Consider the following 18,553-nt stretch of genomic DNA (forward strand, 5'->3'; position numbering starts at 1 on the left):
AGTCTTGCCTGTTTCGCCGTGAAAAGCGAGTCCGCCCGGTTTAGTGCAGGCGGACGCCCTGCCGGTCGAGTTCGGCCTGAACCGCCGAGATGTCGAGCCCCGAGAGGTCACTGTTTCGCGCCACCGAGAGCGCGGCGGCCACGCCCGCGCCCTGGCCCATGACGGCGCAGCAGGCCATGTTGCGCGTCGCGGCATGGGCGATCCGGCTGGCCCCGTGCGACCGGCCCGCGACCAACAGCCCGCGCACCCCCTTGGGCAGCATCGAGCGATAGGGGATCTGCATGTAGCGGCCGGTGGTGGGCAGGATCAGGATGCCGTAGCCGTCGATGAATTCGGGGTAGATGCCGATAGTATCCTCGAAGCGGCCCTGCTCGCGTGCGTCGGCGTCGGTCATGTTGTAGACCGCGTCGATCTTGCGGGTGTCGCGGATGCCGATGGTCATGCCGAAGTTCCTGAGCCGCGCGGTGGCGCATCCGGGCATGTGGCGGCGCAGCGCCTCGATGGCGAGCATGGCCTGGCGGCGGCCCTCGATCTCGCCACGGGTCATGCTGTCGGGGTCGGTCCCGTCCACGCCGTCGAGATGGACGAGGTTCATGTAGGTCAGCTCTCCGGTGTCGTGCATCGCGCCCCAGGTGCCCGCGATGGTGTTGAGATGGGGCGGGATCAGCCCTTCTTCGATCGCCTTGGCAAAGGGCTTGTGGATGAAGGGCGAGAACATGTCGTCCTCCTTGCCGGAGGTTTCGATGTTCCATTCGCCGCCGCCGCCCCAGTCCTTGTAGGTCTGCGGATCGGCCTGCACACCGGCCATGAAGGCGCGTTTGTCGACACCGGCGAGGTGGAACATGACCGAGGCCGCCATCATCCCCTCGCGCGGGGTCATGCGGGTGGGCGCACCCGCGCGGTGGGCCACGTCCGCGTCGCCGGTGGCGTCGATCACGACGCGGGCGAGGATCGCCTCGCGCCCGGCCTTGGATTCGGTAATGATGCCGGTGATGCGGTCGCCATCCATGATGGGGGCGGCAAAGGCGCGGTGCATCATGACGTGGATCCCGGCCTCTTCGGCCAGGGTGTCGGCGACGAGCTTGAAGCCTTCGCTGTCGAGCTCGTAGCTGAGCGACTGGCTTTCGGGGGTGGCGGCGCCGGCCTCCTTGGCGCGTTCTTCGAACTCCCAGCCGATGCCGCCGGCCTCGACCGTCTGTTCGTGGCGGTACCAGGCGAAGCCTTCGACACCGACGGCGGTGATGTTGCCGCCGAGACAGCCGAACCGTTCCACCAGCGTGACCTCGGCCCCGGCGCGGGCGGCGGCGAGCGCGGCCGCAAGTCCGGCAGGTCCCGAGCCCACGACCAGAACGCCGGTGCGGTGAATGATCGGGGTTTCGCGGGCGGGTTCGGTAATCGTCGTCATGTCGGGCCTTTCGTTTCCTGATCGGAGAGGATGGTTTTTATTGACTGGCGGGTCAATCACCTTTCGGCAGCGGCCGACAGCGATTGCCTGTGCTGCGGCGATGCCTTAGACCGCAAGGAAATTGCCCGATCCGAGGAAGCGAAACCGATGCGCCTGTCCCGTTACTTTCTGCCCGTTCTCAAGGAGACGCCCAGCGAGGCCCAGATCGTCAGCCACCGGCTGATGCTGCGCGCGGGGATGATCAAGCAGTCCAGCGCAGGGATATACTCCTGGCTGCCTTTGGGGTTCAAGGTGCTGCGCAACATCGAGCGGATCGTTCATGAGGAGCAGATCCGCGCGGGTCATATCCCGATGCTGATGCCGACGCTGCAATCGGCGGACCTGTGGCGCGAGTCGGGCCGTTACGACGCCTATGGCCCCGAGATGCTGCGCGTCCGCGACCGCCATGAGCGCGACATGCTGTACGGTCCCACGAACGAAGAGCTGATCACCGATATCTTCCGGTCGCATGTCAGCAGCTACAAGGATCTGCCGCTGACGCTCTACCATATCCAGTGGAAGTTCCGCGACGAGGTGCGCCCGCGTTTCGGCGTGATGCGCGGCCGCGAGTTCCTGATGAAGGACGGCTATAATTTCGACCTGACCAAGGAGGACGCGCTGCACGCCTATAACCGCCACCTCGTCAGCTATCTGCGCAGCTATGAGCGGATGGGGCTGCAGGCGATCCCGATGCGGGCCGATTCGGGGCCGATCGGCGGCGATGACACGCATGAATTCCTGGTGCTGGCCGAAACCGGCGAGTCGGAAGTGTTCTATGACAGCGCGGTCACGGACCTGACATTCGGCGACCGCGAGATCGATTACGACGACCGCGAGCAGTGCCGGGGTGTGCTGGAGGAGTTCACCTCGCGCTATGCCCGCACGGACGAGACGCATGATCCGGCCCTGTTCGAGCAGATCCCCGAGGAACGCCGCCGCGTGGCGCGCGGCATCGAGGTCGGCCAGATATTCTACTTCGGCACCAAGTATTCCGAGCCTATGGGGGCGACGGTGCAGGGGCCGGATGGCAAGCCGGTGCCGGTGCACATGGGCAGCCACGGTATCGGCGTCAGCCGCCTGGCGGGCGCGATCATCGAGGCGAGCCATGACGACAAGGGCATCATCTGGCCCGAGGGCGTCACGCCGTTCCATTGCGGGATCGTGAATCTCAAGCAGGGCGATGACGAGGCCGATGCAGCCTGCGAGAAGATCTATGGCGCGCTGCGGTCCATCGGGCTGGAGCCGCTTTACGATGACCGGGACGAGCGGGCCGGAGGCAAGTTCGCGACGATGGACCTGATCGGTTTGCCCTGGCGGATCACCGTGGGGCCGCGCGGGTTGAAGAACGGTGTGGTCGAACTGACCAGCCGCAGGACCGGCGAAAGCGAGGAACTGACCCCCGAAGAGGCGGTACGGCGCGTGGCCGAGATCTATGATCCGCATCACGCCCCGGTTCTTGGCGAGCATTGGGAGCCGATGGCGAAACGCTCGTTCCACACCTGGCTCTGACCACCGGGGTGCGTGCGGCGTCTAGGCCGGCCGGGGGCGGCTGACCGCGATCAGCGGATCAGATCGCCCGCGGCAGGACGATCGCGACGCGGACGAAAGACCGGTCGGCCAAGACGCTGGGAGAGTTCGGCAAGGTTCGTGCCGAGAAATCGCACCGGCGCCACGCGGCGGCCATCCGTATTGCGCGTCAGGTAAAGCCGCCCGTCGCGGATGCCGAGGCCGAGCCCGCGGTGTCGCAAGGCGAGGCTGAGCGCCGTCCAGTTGCGAGCCTCGTCGAAGAGGCGTCGCAGCCATGCGCGGTGCAGCGCGGCGGTTTCGCAATCGAGCCCGTCCAGCGCGGCAAAGGCCGGCGGATCGGGTAGGAGATGGGGTGTCTGAATGGTCATTGTCTGTCCCTCGGAATCTGCCCCGTGACATGAATGATGTCGACGAAGCCCGATCTGACGAAGGGAATTCCGCCAACAGCCTGATGCTCGGGGTCAATTGTGTCGAAACTGGGGACAATGCGGCGTGGGAAACACGCTGTGTTCGGAATGTGTGAAAAATGAAACAGGGGGTGCGGCGGCCCGTAGGCCGCGCGCAGGTCGTTTCCGGAGATCAGGACAGCAGGTCGAACTCGGTCCCGTCGGCGGTGCGGAGCATGATCGCGTCATTGGCTGCGCCATCGACGAGGGCAAAGATCACCTGGCCCTGGTAGTCGACGAAGATCTCTTCGACAGCGTCATCGCCGGGCCGCTCGGGCAGGTCGGTATGGACGCTGTGGACCACGAAATCATCCGCCGTGGCCATGCCGCCGAAGATCAGCATGTCGCCGTCGCCATTGCTGAAATCCTGGATCCAGTCTGTGCCATGGCTTTCCGTGCCGGCATGGAAGAACCGGTCCGCGCCCTCGCCGCCGTTGAGACGGTCAAAACCCGTTCCGCCGTTGAGGAAGTCGTCGCCGGCATTGCCGAACAGCTCGTCGCTGATCGCGCCGCCGGACAGCACGTCATTGCCATCCTGGCCCGCGACATGGTCGGAGCCGAGCCCGCCGGAGATGACATCGTCGCCGTCCTGGCCGAAGAGCAGGTCGTTGCCGTCATCGCCGCTGACCGTGTCGTTGCCGTCACCGGCCACGATCGTGTCGCTGAGACCGCCGCCCATGATGTCATCGTCGCCATCGCCGCCATTGAGGATGTCGAGACCGTCACCGCCGCGCAGCATGTCGTTGCCATCCTCGCCGAGGATGCGGTCGTTGCCCGCCATGCCGAGGACGATGTCGTTACCGTCGCCTGCGAGGATGCTGTCATTGCCGCCGGCCGCGTCGATCAGGTCGTTGTCGTCACCGGTATCGATGTCCTCGGCCGTCTCGTCGCCGAGGATCAGGTCGACATCCATGCTGCCGTCCGAGGCCAGCACGTCAACCGGGATCAGCACGCCGTCGATCACGTGGACGATGCCGTTGGCGGCCTGGATGTCGGTGGCGATGATCGAGGGGTCGGGCAGCTCGGGGTCGAGATCCTGCAGCGTGGTGCCGTCGACGGTGATGTCTCCGCCCTGCAGCGTGGTGATCTCGGTCCGGGCGAGGACCTGGCTGGCCTGAAGCGATTCACCCGCGACGTGGTAGAGCAGGATGTCGGTGAGCAGCGGCACGGGATCGCCTGCGCTGAGCAGGTTCAGGCCGCGCTGGATGAAGGCAAGGGCGCCGGCCTCGTCCGCGCCGGGATAGCCGAGCAGTTGCGCCAGCCCGATGAAGGCCGCGTCATTCGGGGCGAATGCGGTCAGATCGGCATTGGGATCGTCCAGAGCCTCGGCCAGGCCCGCAACGCCGACAGCGGCAAGCAGCAGGTCGAAATCCTGCCCGTTGTCGTCGAACTGTCCGCCCGAGGCCGCGACGATGCCGGTGATGGTTTCGGCGTGGTTTCCGGGCAGGTCTACGGGCAGCAGCACGCGGTCGATAACGTGGATGACGCCGTTATCTGCGGCGACATCGGTCGTGACCAGCGACGGGTCGATAAGGTCGGGCTCGTTATCCACGAGCGTCGGCGCGTCGAGCGTGACCGTGCCGCCCTGAAGTGTCGTGACGGTGCCGGCCTGCATGATCTCCATCGCGGTGAGGGAGGAACCGGCCACATGATAGGTCAGCACGTCGAGCAGGGTTTCGGCCGGAACGTTCATCGTGAGAAAGGAGGTTACGGCGTCCGTGTCCGCGGTGTCGCCTTCGAAACCCAGATCGGCGGCAAGCGCGCCAAAGGCTGCGTTGGTGGGCGCGAAGACCGTGAAATCCCCGTCCGGATCGCCAAGGGTGGCCACGAGGTTAGCATCGGCGATCTGGTCATCGACGAAGCCAAGCGCGGCGACGAGGATTGAAAAATCTTCCGACCCGGCGGCGATTTCGGTAATTGTGGGCATGGTCTTCTCCTTTCGGTTGCACGTTTGTTAAACGGAAGGGAGGATCGGATGGATTGCTCACGCAGGTTCACGCACGCGTGATGGGCGGAATCTCGCCGCGGGTCGGTCGATATGGCCGATGAGACGGTGGCGATCAGGACAGCAGGTCGAACGCGGTCCCGTCGGCCAGCCGCATCATGATGGCGTCATTGGCAGCGCCATCGACGAGGGCAAAGATCACCTGACCCTTGTAACCGACGAACAGCTCTTCGATCCCGGCATCGCCGGGCCGCACGGGCAGATCGGTATGGACGCTGTGGACCGCGAAATCATCCGCCGTGGCCGTGCCGCCGAAGATCAGCAGATCGCCTTGCGCATGGTCGAAATCCTGAATCCAGTCGGTGCCGTGGCTTGCGACGCCCGCGTGATAGAACCGGTCGGCCCCGTCGCCGCCGTTGAGACGGTCGAAGCCGCTGCCGCCATTGAGGAAGTCGTCGCCCGCATTGCCGAACAGGACATCGCCCAGCGCCCCGCCCGACAGCACGTCATTGCCTTCTTGCCCCGCGAGGAGATCGGCGCCGTGCCCACCCGACAGCACGTCATCGCCGCCCTGGCCGTAAATCAGATCGTTGTTCTCGTCGTCGCTGACCGTATCGTTGCCGTCGCCGGCCAGGATCGTATCGTGGAGGAAACCGCCCCGGATGACGTCATCGCCATCGCCGCCGTCGAGTGTATCGCTCTCCGTACCACCAACCAGAGTGTCGTTCCCGGCCTCGCCGAAAAAACGTTTGCTGCCGTAATTGAACCCGTAATTGCCGACGATGATGTCGTTTCCGGCTCCGCCATGCACGACTTGGCTGAGGATACTCGCATCGACAAGGTCGTCGCCATCTCCGGTCTCGATGTTGGCGCCGGACGTGAAGCTGAATACGATATCGACATCGTCGCTGCCATCGAAAGGGGGGATGTCGAAAGGCATCAGAACGCTCTCGATCACATGCAGGGTGCCGTTGGACGCGCGGATGTCGGGAGTCGTGATTTCCGGATCCGGGAGGTTCGACGCGTCGTTGTGCACGCGCAGGCCGTCGACCGTGACGTTTAAACCGTGAAGGGTGGGGACTTGGTGTTCGGTCATCTGTCGCCATTGCAGGGACTCATCCACGAGATGCATTTGAACGATGTCGCGCAGCGCCGGCACCAGATCGCCCGCGCTGAACAAATTCACAGCGCGCAAAAAATGGTCAATTGCGCGGCCCTCGTAGACGTGCCTGAGTAGGCCGGTATGCGCTTCCTCATCGAACCCAAACCGCGCAGCCGCGCGGACGAAAGCTTCGTCACTGGGGACGAAAACGGTCAGGTCCGCCTCCACGTCGTTCAGATAAGGGATAAGATCGGCCCTGGTCATGTCTGCCCTGGTCACTACGTGGCGGAACATTTGGATATCCCGTATCGTGATCGGTCCGCCGGCCATCACGATATCGAGCAGCAGGGGCGCGTCATTGCCGGCCAGGTCCAGTGGCAGCAGAACGCGGTCGAGTTGATAGAAGGCGCCGTTGTCAAGCTCGCGCGCGCCACTCTCGGTGATCTCAAGGAAGGGATCGTTCAGATCGGGTTCCCGGTCGGTGAGCAGCCAGCCACGCTCGGCCGGGACCAGCCGGGGTATGTCAAGCGTGAAGGTGCCGCCCTGAAGCGTTGTGAGGGTTCCGGCCTCTGCAATTTCGGTCGGGGAGAGAGCGGTGCCGATCAGGTGATAGGTGAGGGTGTCGTGCAGAGTCTGCGCCGGGACGTTCTGGGTGAGAAAGCCGGTGATCGCGGCGGCATCGCTGGCGTCGCCTGCGAAGCCCAGATCCTGCGCCAGCCATGCGAAGGCGGTGTCGGTGGGCGCGAAGAGCGTGAGATCGGCTTGCTGATCATCGAGTGTGCCGGCGAGGTCGGAAGCGGGCAGCGCGGTGTCCGTGAATTCCACGAGGGACCGGAAAGTGGTATAGGAGCCGGATTGCGTAGCGTATTCGAAAAGCGTCGCCATAATCTCTGTCCCTTCTTTTCGAGTGAGTGTTTCACGCGAACCGCGCGTGGGGAAGTGTTTTCCAAGCAATACACCCTTGGGTTGTGATATCTGCTCCGGATCGGTCGGAGGATTACCGCCGGGGCCTGTGGCGAGGCGGCTTGACCTGCGCGGCCGCAACGCGCAGGACTGGCCCGATCAATCAGGGCAGGCCAATGACAACAGCAGCACCGAAACCGTTTTCCGGCTACGAGTGGAAGATCGCCTGGCGCTATCTGCGCGCGCGCCGGGCCGAGGGCGGTGTGAGCGTGATGACGTGGATCTCTCTCATCGGGATCACGCTGGCGGTTTTCGCGCTGATCGCGACCCTTGCCGTGCGGTCGGGGTTCCGGGCGGAATTCGTGGGCACGATCCTGGGCGCGAACGCGCATGTCACCGTCTACAGTGCAGGGGTCATCACCGAAAGCGGCCAGATCGACCGGACGATCCCCGATTACGCCGAGATGGCCGCCCGGGTGGCCGAGGTGCCGGGTGTCACGCGAGTGGCGCCGCTGGTCAAGGGGCAGGTACTGGCCGCGCATCGCAACTCCAATGCTGGTGTGCAGGTGTTCGGCATCCATGCCGAGGACCTGGAGAGCCTGCCGGGAATCGCCGATAACGAGACCGGATATGGCGATCTTGCGCGGTTCGACGAGGGTGTTTCGATCGGGTCCGGCGTGGCGCGGTCGCTGGGGGCAACGGTGGGCGACCGGATCAGGCTGATCTCGCCCGACGGGGTCAAGACGGCATTCGGCACCTCGCCGCGGGTGAACGCCTATGAGGTGGTGCACGTCTTTTCCGCGGGGCGATACGACATCGACAACACGCGGGTCTACCTGCCCTTTGCCGAGGCGCAGGTCTATTTCAACCGCGAGGGCGTGGCGGACGAGCTGGAAGTGATGGTTGCCGAGCCCGAGGAGCTGGACCGCTACACGCTGGCCATCCTGCGCGCAGCGGGGGAGCAGGCGCGGGTCTGGACGTGGCGCGATGCCTCGGGCGGGTTCCTGCGTGCGCTGGAGGTCGAGGACAACGTGATGTTCATCATCCTGTCGATCCTCGTGCTGATCGCCTCGATGAACATCGTGTCGGGCCTGATCATGCTGGTGAAGAACAAGGGCCGCGATATCGGTATCCTGCGCACCATCGGGTTGAGCGAGGGGTCGGTCCTGCGGGTCTTTTTCATTTGCGGGGCGTTCACCGGCATCATTGGCACGGCCTGTGGCGTGGTTCTGGGATGTCTTTTCGCGATTTATATCGACCCGATCTTTTCCTTCGTGAATTACGTAATGGGCGGCGGAGTTTGGGATCCGGCCATTCGCGGCATTTACGCACTCCCGGCAGAGTTGCATCTTGTCGATGTTTTGAAGGCCGTGGGTTTGTCGCTGGGTCTGTCATTCATTGTAACGTGGTTTCCGGCGCGGCGGGCCGCGCGTCTGAACCCGGTGGAGGCGCTGCGTTATGAGTGAGGCCGTTCTGCGCCTTTCGGGGCTGGAGAAGAGTTACAACCGGGGCAAGCCGAACGAAGTTCGGGTGCTGCGCGGTGTCGAACTGGCGCTCGTGCCCGGCGAGATCGTGGCACTGGTCGCACCGTCGGGGGCGGGCAAGTCGACGCTGCTGCACATGGCGGGGCTGCTGGACGTGCCCGATGCCGGCACGGTCGAGATCGGCGGACGCGAGATGGGCGGTCTGGGAGACCGGGCGCGCACCGCCGTGCGGCGGCGCGAGGTCGGGTTCGTCTACCAGTTCCACCACCTGCTGCCCGAGTTCACCGCGTTGGAGAACATCACCCTGCCGCAGCTGGCCGATGGCGCCACGGAACGTGCGGCGCAGGCGCGGGCGCGCGAGTTGCTGTCGCGGGTGGGGCTGGAGGCGCGGGCCGATCACCGGCCGGCGGCGTTGTCGGGCGGCGAGCAGCAGCGCGTGGCCTTTTGCAGGGCGTTGGCGAACGGTCCACGCATCCTGTTGGCTGACGAGCCGACCGGCAACCTCGACCCCGCGACGGCGGACCGGCTGTTCGATGTCCTGATGGAGCTGGTGGCGGACGAGGGCCTGTCGGCCTTGATCGCCACGCATAACCTGGAACTGGCCGCGCGGATGAGCCGGGTTCTGCGCCTGGATGGCGGGGCGCTGCATCCTCAGGCTTGATCTGGATCATGGCGGCACCCGTCCCCGCGCGAGAGCCTGCGGGCAGAGGTAAGTAACGGGCGGGCCGAATGAAATACGTGATTGCCGGGGCGCTGTCCCTGCTGGGGCTGGCGGGCTGCATGGGTGATGCTCCGCCCTCGGGCGCGGCGCTATACAAGGCGCATTGCGTCAGTTGTCATGGCCCGACAGGCGCCGGTGACGGCCCCGACGCGGCGAAGCTGCGCTATCCACCTGCGAACCTGCGCGGGATGGCGGCGGCGAATGGCGGCGTGTTTCCTGCCGACGCCGTGATGGCAAAGATCCACGGGCATGGCGGGCAGGCCTTTGCCAGCGCGATGCCCGAATTCGGCCCGCTGATGGACGGGCCGACAGTGCCCTGGACCACGGCAGACGGGCAGGTCATCGCGACGCCCGAGGCGCTTGTTGCGTTGACGCGATACGTGGAGGGCCTGCAGGATGTATAGAGGTCTGGCGGAAGAACGGAGACAGAGATGAAGCGACCGATCGCAATACTTGCATTGGCGGTGCTGGCGGCTCCGGCGCTGGCGCAGAACGTGGAGGAGGGCAGCCGGCTCTACTTCCAGCATTGTGCCACGTGCCACGGGACCGAGGGCAGGGGCAACGGGCCGATGGCGGCCGTGCTGACCCTGCAGCCCACGGACCTGACGGCGCTGGCCGCGGGGGGCGAGTTCCCCTTTGAGCGTGTGATCAAGCGCATTGACGGGCGCGACCCGCTCGCCTCGCATGGCAGCCCGATGCCGGTCTATGGCCCGTTCTTCGAGCAGGGGCCGGAAGAGTCGATGAAGACGCCTTCGGGGCAGCCTGTGCTGACGTCGAAGCCGGTCGTTGACCTTGTCGGTTATCTGCTGTCCATTCAGGACTGACGATACCCCCCTGATTCAAAGGACCGATACCCATGTCCCTGCGCCTGTTGACCTTTTTCGGTGTCTGCCTGCTGGCCGCGTGCAGCACGCAGGACGCGATGCCCACCGCGCAGGAAGGCGAGGCGCTGTTCGCGACCAACTGCGCCGCGTGCCACGGCTATCGCGGCGAGGGGGGCGAACTGGTCGGGGGGCAGAGTGCGCCGGACCTGACGATGATCGCCGCGCGCAATGACGGGGTCTTCCCGCGCGCCTATGTCCTGTCGCGGATCGACGGGTACGAGCATCGCGAGATGTCCGGTCAGGTGATGCCGGAATTCGGCGCGATGATGCTCGACCCCGAGATGGTGCCGCTGGTCGTTGATGGCGTGCAGACGCCGACGCCGCGCCCGATGGTCGCGTTGATGCTCTATCTGGAAGAGATCCAGGTTTCCGAATGAGGGCCTAGTCGCAGATCCCGTCGATTTCGGCGCCGTCCCATGGCAGGTAGACATCGGCCTCGCGGCTTTGCGGCAGGTCGGTGACGGGCATCACGGCCGCGATCATCTCGTGCAGGCGCTTGGTGCGGGTCGCGGTAGGTGCGAGGGCGCGGCAGCAGACGTATTCCTCGACGATTGCGCCCTGCTGTTCGTAGCCGTATGCGAGGAAATTCGGAGCCTCGCCCAGTTCGAAAAGGTAGGGGTCGGAGCTGGCCCCGTGTTCGGCGGCGGCGCGCAGCGGGTGATAGCCCGTGACCCGGCGGTTCTGCCATTGCCAGACATGCGTGACCTCATGCGCGAGCAGCATTCCCGCGATCAGGTTCATCGCCTGCGGAAACTCGTCCATGTAATCGTCAAGATACCAGTCTTCGGAAAAGAAGATGCGGTTGAACAGCGCCACGGCGGCGGGTTTGACGGTGACGATCTCTTCCTTGACGGGCGGCAGGATGCGTTCGCGGCAGGCGACGCGGGGGCGCGGTTCGCGCTTGAACGTAACTGCGCCGACCGGCGCGCCGTCGACAAGGCGCAGCCGGTCGATGTCGACCCCCTCGCCATGGATGCGCGTGACAAAGGCGCGCTCTCCCTCGGTCAGGGGGCGGCCGCAGGTGGCGAGAACCAGAATGGCAAGGCACAGGAACAGGCGCATGGGCAAAACCGTAGCCTGTGCAGCTTTGCCTGCAACAGAAATGTCGGGCATCGTGGGCAAACCGGCGCTGCGTGGCAGCGAAAGGCGGGGCTGGCGGAGGGATGATGCGACGGGATGAAACGGGGAATCCCCGGGGGCGAAGGGCAAAACTGGCCGCCACGGTGATGGCCTTTGGCTGGTTTGGGCTGTGGCTCGTGGCCTATCCGTTCTTTGTTCTTGCCCCGAAGCCCACCGATCCGGTCAGCTGGGTCTATCCCCTGGGTGAGGCGGTGCGTCTTGCTGGCATTGTGCTGTCCTGTGGTGCCTTTGTGCTGGAGGTTCTGGCAAGGCTGCTTGGCCAAAAGACATCGCCTGCGAACTATCTGCCCTTTGCCTTCCTGATCCTGACCTCGTGGTACCTGATCGATGAATTCATCCGGAAGAGTGTTTGGGGTGGCTGACCCTCAGGGCGCGTAGAAGGTTGCCGTGGCGGTGGCGACGGCCTTGCCGCTTTGTTCCTCGGTCATCGTGGCGCGGGCAAAGACCAATGCGCGGCCGGCTCGGACGATTTCGGCCCGGCACAGGATGGCGGTGCCCGCACCGGGGCGGAGGAACTGCGTGTGCAGGTCGGTGGTGGCGAAAGGACGGAATTCGCCCGCATGGGCCACGGCGGCGATGACCATGGTGGTGTCGGCCAGCGCGGCCAGCGCCTGGCCCGAGACGATGCCGCCGACCCGCGCCAGATGCGGGGCGAGCGGCATGCGGATCAGAACATGGTCGGGCGCGGCCTCCGTGACGGTCAGGTCGAGCGCCTGAACCCAGTCGGCGAAGTTCTCGCGCAGCAGTTCCTGCGCGGCCTGCGCGGTGATTTCCATCGACGCCTCCCGTTCTTGTCCGGCGACAGTAGCGGCGGTCTGCCGACGTGCCAAGCGGGTGCGTCGCGCAACGGTTGCAGACACCGCGGCCAAGAGGCAGAACAACAGGATCAGGCAACGGGTGACAGCGGCGCTAAACTGCCCGATAGTGAGCGGATCGCAGGTACGCCGGTGCGCTGTTCCGCATGGCCGGGATGTGACGCGACGGGGCCTGCCGGGACAAAGACAAAAGAAAGACAACAGGGAGAAGACAGCATGAAGACATTGACGCTGGGACTTGCCGCCGCCTCGCTTGCCGGCACGGCGATGGCCGCCGACATGGGCGCGGTGGACGAGCCCATCAAGCTGGCCGTCAACGAGTGGACCGGCCAGCACATCACCACCCATATCGCTGGCGAAATGCTCAAGCAGGCGGGATACCAGGTGGAGTATGTGACAGCCGGGTACATGAACATGTACCAGGCGATGTCGGATGGCGAGATCCATGCCGCGGTGGAGATCTGGTCGTCGAACGTGTCGGACGATTACGCGGTAAAGGTCGAGGATGGCGGCATCGTCGAGCTTGGCGATCTTGAACTGGCGGCCAAGGAAGGCATCGCTTATCCGGCCCATGTCGCGGATATGTGTCCCGGTCTGCCCGCCTGGGAGGCGCTGAAGGAGTGTGCGCAGAACTTCGCGACCGCCGAGACCATCCCGCAGGGGCGTCTGGTCGATTATCCGGCCGACTGGGGTACGCCGGGTGCCGACCGGATGACCGGGCTGGAACTGCCCTTCAAGGCGGTGCCGGCGGGCTCCGAAGGGGCGCTGATCGCCGAGCTGCGCGCCTCGACCGAGCGGCAGACGCCGCTGCTCATCACATTCTGGCAGCCGCATTGGGCGATGTCGGCCTATGACGTGCAGTTCGTCGACCTGCCCGTGGGCGAGGAGGCGTGCTTCAACGATCCCGCATGGGGCCCGAACCCGAACGCGGTGAACGATTGCGATTTCTCGCCCACCCGCATCTTCAAGGCCGCGTGGGCCGGGATGGAAGAGAAGTGGCCCGCCGCCCACGAGATCCTGTCGAACTATACCCTGTCGGTCGATGCGCAGCAGCCGATGATGGGCGAAGTGGATGTGGACGGCAAGCCGGTCGAAGAGGTCGTTGCGGCATGGATGGCCGAGAACGAGCAGGTCTGGCGTCCGGTCGTGGACGCGGCGACCGAGTGAGCCGTTCCAGGTGAGCGGTGACACGACCCCGGCGATCGCCTGCCGGAACCTTTGGCAGGTGTTCGGCACGGGCGCCGAGAAAGCCCTGACCGACGCGCTGGCGCGGTCGGGGCAGAACGCGGACGAGGCGGCCGGTGCGCTGCGCAGGTCGGGGTTCATTCCCGCGGTGCAGGATGCCAGTTTCGAGGTTCGCGAGGGCGAGCTTTTCGTCATCATGGGCTTGTCGGGATCCGGCAAGTCCACCTTGGTGCGGTGCCTGTCGCAACTTTTGCCCGGTACGGCGGGCGAGATCCGCATCGAGGGCGAAAACATCATCGGTGCGGACAAGAAGCGCCTGATCGAGCTGCGTCGCCAGAAGCTGGGGATGGTGTTCCAGCATTTCGGCCTGTTTCCGCACATGACCGTGGCCGATAACGTGGCCTATCCGCTGCGGGTGCAGGGGGTGGGCCGTGCCGAACGGCTGGCCAAGGCGCGCGAGGTGATCGAGCTGGTTGGGCTGGGCGGGCGAGAAGCCACCTATCCCCGGCAGCTTTCGGGCGGTCAGCGGCAGCGCGTTGGCATCGCCCGGTCGCTGGTGGCCGATTGCAGCGTCTGGTTCCTGGACGAGCCGTTCTCGGCCCTCGATCCGCTGATCCGCAGGCAGCTGCAGGACGAGTTCCTGCAGATCCAGGCCAAACTCAAGACGACGATCGTGTTCATCACCCATGACATCACCGAGGCGCTGAAGCTGGCCGACCGGATCGCCATCATGCGCGACGGCAAGATCGTGCAGATCGGTACGCCCACGGATATCGTGTTGCGACCGGTCGACGATTACGTGCGCGAATTCTCGCGGGACGTGGCGAAGGGACGGCATGCCAAGGTCGCCTCGGTCATGCAGGGCGGCGCGGAGGATGCAGGCCCCGACGATCCGGGCCTGACCACGGGCATGACGCTTGACGCGGCGCTGGCGCGCTGCATGCAGCTTTACGAGCCGGTTCCGGTGCGCGACCCGTCGGGCGCGGTCGTGGGAACGGTGCATCCCTCTGACCTTGCGGCGGCCTTGCAGGCGGAGGAGACATGAGCGCGCTGGCCGACACGATGCCGGCCGGCACGCCGCGCCTGACCGCGGGCGCGCAGGCGGCGCTGGTCACGCTGGTCGTCGGGGCGGTCTGTATCGCGCTGGAGGGCGTGGCGCCGTGGCTGGTCGCATGGCCCGCCGCGTGGGTGCTGCCGCTCACGGATTGGGTCGGGGCAGGCGTCACGTGGCTGCTGGAAGCGATCAAGCCGGTGGCGCGCGCATTGGCCTGGGTGATGCGCTATCCGATGGATTGGGCGAACGCGGCGCTGAACGGAACGCCGTGGCCCATCCTGATCGGCGCGGTCACCGCGCTGGGCTGGTATCTTGGCGGGCTGGCGATGGCCTCGCTGGGCCTGTTCGGACTGGGCTTCGTGCTGGCCTCGGGCTACTGGGCGCAGGGCATGAACACGCTGGCGCTGGTTGCCGTGTCGGTGCCGCTGGCATTGATGCTGGGCGGTGCGATAGGCATCCTTGCGCATGAGGTGCCGCGGGTTAAGAACGCGCTGCTGGCGGTGCTCGACGTGATGCAGACGGTGCCGACCTTTGCCTACCTGACGCCCTTGCTGCTGCTGTTCGGCTTCGGCCCGGTGGTCGGGCTGATCGCCTCGGCGATTTATGCCGCGCCGCCGATGGCGCGCAACGTGCTGCTGGGTCTCGAACGGATCGACCCCGAGATCAAGGAAGCCGCTGTCATGGCGGGCGGCACCCGGCTGCAACAGCTGTTCCAGGTCGAGATCCCCTCGGCCTCGACGCAGATCATGGTCGGTGTGAACCAGTGCCTGATGGCGGCGTTAAGCATGGTGATCATCGCGGCGGTGATCGGCGGGTTCAACGATATCGGCTGGGAGGTGCTGCTGACCATGCGCAAGGCGCAGTTCGGTCAATCCCTGCTGGCAGGCATGGTGATCGTTATCTTTGCCATCCTCATCGACCGGATGAGCAGCACGCTGGCCGCGCCCGAGGCACGGCGTCACAGCGCCCGCATCGCCTGGATCATCCTGGGCGTTTCGGTGGCGGCGACGGCGCTGTTCTGGGTCCGGTTGCCCGACGCCTCGGCGCTGGCGCTGCTCGACCCGGTGGCCGAGCGGATGGACCGGGGCCTGACGGAATTCACGCGGGCCAATGGCGCGGCGCTCGACGCGTTCAAGAACGGTGCGATGTTCTACGTTCTCCTGCCGCTGAGGATCGGGCTGGACCAGGCGGTGCTGCCCTTCACATGGGGCTTTGCCTGGACACCAGCCATGAGCCTGTGGCTGTTCGCCGGTGGAGCGGCGACGGGCCTTGTGCTGGCTGTGCAGGGCCGGATCACGGCGGGGCTGATGGTGGTGATCGCGGCCGGTATGCTGGAGACCGGGATCACGAACCTGCCGTGGCCCTTCGTGCTGACGGGTGCGGCGGCCCTTGGGTGGGTTGCGGGCGGTCGGCGGCTGGCGCTTCTGTCGGTGGGGCTTTTGGGTACGATCCTGATCTCGGGCCTTTGGGACCGGGCGCTGCTGTCACTTTACCTGAGTGGCGCGGCGGTCTTTGCCTGCGCGGTCCTTGGCGGGGCCATCGGCCTGGCCAGTGCGGTCTGGCCACCGCTCTGGCGTGTCGTCCGGCCCGTCTGCGACATGCTGCAGACCATCCCGCTTTTCGTGTTCCTGATCCCGGTCCTGATGGTGTTCCAGATCGGCGAGTTCTCGGCCTTTCTGGCCATCTGCGCCTATGCCATCGTTCCAATGATCCGGTACACGCGGCACGGCTTGGTCAATACACCAGACGAACTGTTGGAGGCAGCGGTGGCCAGTGGCGCGACCGAGTGGCAGATCCTGCGCGACGTGCGCGCGCCCTACGCGGCGCCGACCATCCTGTTGGGGCTGAACCAGACCATCCTCTATGCCTTTGCGATGCTGGTGATCGCGGCGTTGATCGGTACCACCGGGCTGGGCCAGTCGATCTACCTTGCGCTGGGGCAGGCCGATGTGGGGCTTGGCCTTTCGGCCGGAGCGGCGATGGCGATCCTTGCCTTTGTCGCCGACCGGATCGTGCAGGGATTCGCCGAGGAGCGGCGCCAGGCGCTGGGGCTTTAGCATGCGGCGTCCGGCGGCAGAATTGCGCCCGGTTCTGCTTGCCTTCGTGGCCGCAGCATTCTGGGGGCTGTGGTGGATCCCGGTGCGCTGGCTCGAGGCGCAGGGCGTGCCGGGCGCGATGGCGGGCGTCACGATCAACGCCGGCGCAACCGTGGCGGCGCTGGCCTGGTGCGCCGTCCGTGGCCAAAGCCTGCGCATTCCGTTGCGCGGGCTGATCGGCGCCACGCTGGTCGGGCTGGCGGTCAGCAGCTATTCGGTCGCGCTGGCCGAAGGGCAGGTGGTGCGCGTGGTGCTGCTGTTCTACCTCGCGCCGGCATGGAGCAAGCTGATCGAGTGGGCCTTCCTGCGGATGCGGTGGGGATGGAGTTCGACCCTTGCCCTTGTTGCGGCGCTCTCGGGCGCGGTTCTTGTACTGGGTGGGGACGTTTCGCTGACGCGGTTCGGGGTCTCGGACCTGCTGGCGGTGATGTCAGGCATGGCCTGGGCGGGAGGCGCCGCGCTGATCTTTCTTGCACCCGGGCCGGGTGCGGCCCCGATGGCGGCGGTCACGGCCATGTCCGCCGCGGTGATCGGCTTCGCCTATGCGCTGGCGGTCGGGTCGGTCGGTCCGCTGCCCGTGGCGGCGCTGGGCGGTGCGCTGGCTGGCGTGGTCTATGCCCTGCCGATCCTCGCGCTGACCTTGTGGAGCGCCTCGCGGCTGACGCCGGCGGTGCTGACCTTCCTGCTGACCGCCGAGATCCTGTCGGGAATCATCTCGGGCGCCCTGTTTCTGGACGAGCCTTTCACGCCGATGATGGCGCTTGGCGCGACGCTGATCGTTCTTGGCGCGCTGGCCGAACTGGCGCCGGCGCTGGGCGTCCGGCGGCGGGGGAGTGGCGGAACCGCCTGAGCCGTGCTATTTCGCCGATGGCGGGACGAGACCGAGGACGAGATGCAGCTAGCTTACGTGAAGACCAGTGACCGGGGCGCCACCGACCGTTTGCTGAGCGCGGTGGCAGAGGCGCTGGAAGCGCAAGGCGTGGCGCTTGCAGGTGTGGTGCAGACCAACGTGGATTGCGTGCAGGGCGGGCGCTGCGACATGGACCTGCGCATCCTGCCGCATGGCGGCACGATCCGTATCTCGCAATCGCTGGGCCGCGCCGCCCGTGGCTGCAGGCTGGATACTGCGGCCTTGGAAGATGCGGTGGCCCAAGTCGAGCGCGCACTGGAAGGCGACCGGCGGCCCGAGCTGCTGATCGTGAACAAGTTCGGCAAGCACGAGGCGGATGGCCGCGGCTTTCGCCCTGTCATCGCAGAGGCGTTGTCGCGGAATGTGCCGGTGCTGACCGGGGTGAACGGGCTTAACGAGGCCCGTTTCCAGGAGTTCGCGGGTGGCGCGGCCGAACCGCTGGCGCCCGAGCTCGACACCATTCTTGCTTGGGTCGAAGGGCTGCACCGCGACAGCGACGCGGCCTGACAGCAAGGCTCAGGCCAGCAGGTCGAAGGTCTCGGAACCGAGACGCAGGTTGATCTGATCCTGCCCGGCACCATCCACCAGCGCCCACATGATCTGGCCCGTCGGGCGGTAGATCACGAAGGCCTCCTGCACCGCGTCCTCGCCCGAGCGCTCGCCGTCCGGCGTCGCCGTGTGCGCGAGGTTGATCTGGAAATCCGCCGCCGTCGCCGCCTGGCCGAAGACCAGCACGTCGCCATCGCCCGCGAGATAGTCCTGCACCCAGTCCGAGCCGTGATCGGCCACGCCGAGGTGAAAGAAGCTGTCCGCGCCCGCGCCGCCATTGATCCGGTCGTACCCGAAGCCGCCATTGACGAAATCGTTACCATTTCCGCCGAAAACGAGGTCAGAGAG

General features: G+C 65.9%; 18 protein-coding genes and 1 pseudogene. 12 read left to right on the forward strand and 7 right to left on the reverse strand.

The window, feature by feature from the left end; translation table 11 throughout:
- Positions 1–40 precede the first annotated feature (40 nt).
- Positions 41–1,405: an FAD-dependent oxidoreductase gene (locus ACFORG_RS15525; protein WP_386736438.1), complete on the reverse strand. Its 1,365-nt coding sequence runs from the start codon at positions 1,403–1,405 to the stop codon at positions 41–43.
- Between the two features lie 147 nt (positions 1,406–1,552).
- On the opposite strand from ACFORG_RS15525, the gene proS reads away from it, so the two are divergent.
- Positions 1,553–2,953 (forward strand): proline--tRNA ligase, encoded by a 1,401-nt coding sequence (gene proS, locus ACFORG_RS15530; protein ID WP_386736626.1) that lies wholly within the window; start codon positions 1,553–1,555, stop codon positions 2,951–2,953.
- Positions 2,954–3,003: 50 nt separating this feature from the next.
- Here proS and ACFORG_RS15535 read toward each other — a convergent pair whose 3' ends face one another.
- From ACFORG_RS15535 to ACFORG_RS15545, 3 genes are all read right to left on the reverse strand, one after another.
- The gene (locus tag ACFORG_RS15535; protein WP_386736439.1) at positions 3,004–3,339 is read right to left on the reverse strand and encodes a hypothetical protein; all 336 of its coding nucleotides are present in this window, start codon (positions 3,337–3,339) and stop codon (positions 3,004–3,006) included.
- A 211-nt stretch (positions 3,340–3,550) separates the two neighbouring features.
- Positions 3,551–5,344 carry a fasciclin domain-containing protein gene (locus tag ACFORG_RS15540; protein ID WP_386736440.1) on the reverse strand — a complete coding sequence of 598 codons (1,794 nt, stop codon included), beginning with the start codon at positions 5,342–5,344 and terminating at the stop codon, positions 3,551–3,553.
- A 133-nt stretch (positions 5,345–5,477) separates the two neighbouring features.
- A complete protein-coding gene (locus ACFORG_RS15545) occupies positions 5,478–7,349 on the reverse strand; it encodes a fasciclin domain-containing protein (protein ID WP_386736441.1) in 1,872 nt (623 codons plus the stop codon).
- 194 nt (positions 7,350–7,543) lie between these two features.
- Here ACFORG_RS15545 and ACFORG_RS15550 point away from each other — a divergent pair, with 194 nt between their 5' ends.
- The 5 genes from ACFORG_RS15550 (at position 7,544) to ACFORG_RS15570 (ending at position 10,833) form a co-directional block, all read left to right on the forward strand.
- Positions 7,544–8,833 carry a lipoprotein-releasing ABC transporter permease subunit gene (locus ACFORG_RS15550; RefSeq protein WP_386736442.1) on the forward strand — a complete coding sequence of 430 codons (1,290 nt, stop codon included), beginning with the start codon at positions 7,544–7,546 and terminating at the stop codon, positions 8,831–8,833.
- Positions 8,826–9,512, forward strand: a complete 687-nt coding sequence (locus ACFORG_RS15555) for an ABC transporter ATP-binding protein (protein ID WP_386736443.1) — start codon at positions 8,826–8,828, stop codon at positions 9,510–9,512. Before ACFORG_RS15550 ends, ACFORG_RS15555 begins: the two co-directional genes overlap by 8 nt.
- Before the next feature lie 68 nt (positions 9,513–9,580).
- Positions 9,581–9,976, forward strand: coding sequence for a c-type cytochrome (locus ACFORG_RS15560; protein WP_386736444.1), 396 nt, complete (start codon positions 9,581–9,583; stop codon positions 9,974–9,976).
- A 27-nt stretch (positions 9,977–10,003) separates the two neighbouring features.
- Positions 10,004–10,396 carry a c-type cytochrome gene (locus tag ACFORG_RS15565; RefSeq protein ID WP_386736445.1) on the forward strand — a complete coding sequence of 131 codons (393 nt, stop codon included), beginning with the start codon at positions 10,004–10,006 and terminating at the stop codon, positions 10,394–10,396.
- Between the two features lie 32 nt (positions 10,397–10,428).
- Positions 10,429–10,833 (forward strand): c-type cytochrome, encoded by a 405-nt coding sequence (locus tag ACFORG_RS15570; protein ID WP_386736446.1) that lies wholly within the window; start codon positions 10,429–10,431, stop codon positions 10,831–10,833.
- A gap of 4 nt (positions 10,834–10,837) precedes the next feature.
- Here the strand turns inward: ACFORG_RS15570 and ACFORG_RS15575 are convergent, their stop codons facing one another.
- Positions 10,838–11,518, reverse strand: a complete 681-nt coding sequence (locus ACFORG_RS15575; RefSeq protein ID WP_386736627.1) for a hypothetical protein — start codon at positions 11,516–11,518, stop codon at positions 10,838–10,840.
- 104 nt (positions 11,519–11,622) lie between these two features.
- On the opposite strand from ACFORG_RS15575, the gene ACFORG_RS15580 reads away from it, so the two are divergent.
- Positions 11,623–11,958, forward strand: a complete 336-nt coding sequence (locus ACFORG_RS15580) for a hypothetical protein (RefSeq protein WP_386736447.1) — start codon at positions 11,623–11,625, stop codon at positions 11,956–11,958.
- Between the two features lie 3 nt (positions 11,959–11,961).
- Here ACFORG_RS15580 and ACFORG_RS15585 read toward each other — a convergent pair whose 3' ends face one another.
- Complete coding sequence (locus ACFORG_RS15585) at positions 11,962–12,372, reverse strand: PaaI family thioesterase (RefSeq protein WP_386736448.1); 411 nt, start codon at positions 12,370–12,372, stop codon at positions 11,962–11,964.
- 255 nt (positions 12,373–12,627) lie between these two features.
- On the opposite strand from ACFORG_RS15585, the gene ACFORG_RS15590 reads away from it, so the two are divergent.
- Genes ACFORG_RS15590 through ACFORG_RS15610 form a run of 5 tightly spaced genes read left to right on the forward strand, consistent with a single transcriptional unit; the run spans position 12,628 to position 18,163 of the window.
- Positions 12,628–13,578: an ABC transporter substrate-binding protein gene (locus tag ACFORG_RS15590; RefSeq protein WP_386736449.1), complete on the forward strand. Its 951-nt coding sequence runs from the start codon at positions 12,628–12,630 to the stop codon at positions 13,576–13,578.
- 10 nt (positions 13,579–13,588) lie between these two features.
- On the forward strand, positions 13,589–14,641 hold the full coding sequence (locus ACFORG_RS15595; RefSeq protein ID WP_386736450.1) for a quaternary amine ABC transporter ATP-binding protein: 1,053 nt from the start codon (positions 13,589–13,591) through the stop codon (positions 14,639–14,641).
- The gene (locus ACFORG_RS15600) at positions 14,638–16,707 is read left to right on the forward strand and encodes an ABC transporter permease (RefSeq protein ID WP_386736451.1); all 2,070 of its coding nucleotides are present in this window, start codon (positions 14,638–14,640) and stop codon (positions 16,705–16,707) included. Before ACFORG_RS15595 ends, ACFORG_RS15600 begins: the two co-directional genes overlap by 4 nt.
- Position 16,708: 1 nt before the next feature.
- Positions 16,709–17,596: a DMT family transporter gene (locus tag ACFORG_RS15605; protein WP_386736452.1), complete on the forward strand. Its 888-nt coding sequence runs from the start codon at positions 16,709–16,711 to the stop codon at positions 17,594–17,596.
- 42 nt (positions 17,597–17,638) lie between these two features.
- Positions 17,639–18,163, forward strand: a complete 525-nt coding sequence (locus ACFORG_RS15610; protein WP_386736628.1) for a DUF2478 domain-containing protein — start codon at positions 17,639–17,641, stop codon at positions 18,161–18,163.
- Positions 18,164–18,172: 9 nt separating this feature from the next.
- Here the strand turns inward: ACFORG_RS15610 and ACFORG_RS15615 are convergent.
- Positions 18,173–18,553 (reverse strand): annotated as a pseudogene (locus ACFORG_RS15615) (hypothetical protein); the annotation flags it as partial.

It is taken from the genome of Lutimaribacter marinistellae, assembly GCF_042648365.1.
GTDB lineage: Bacteria > Pseudomonadota > Alphaproteobacteria > Rhodobacterales > Rhodobacteraceae > Lutimaribacter_A > Lutimaribacter_A marinistellae.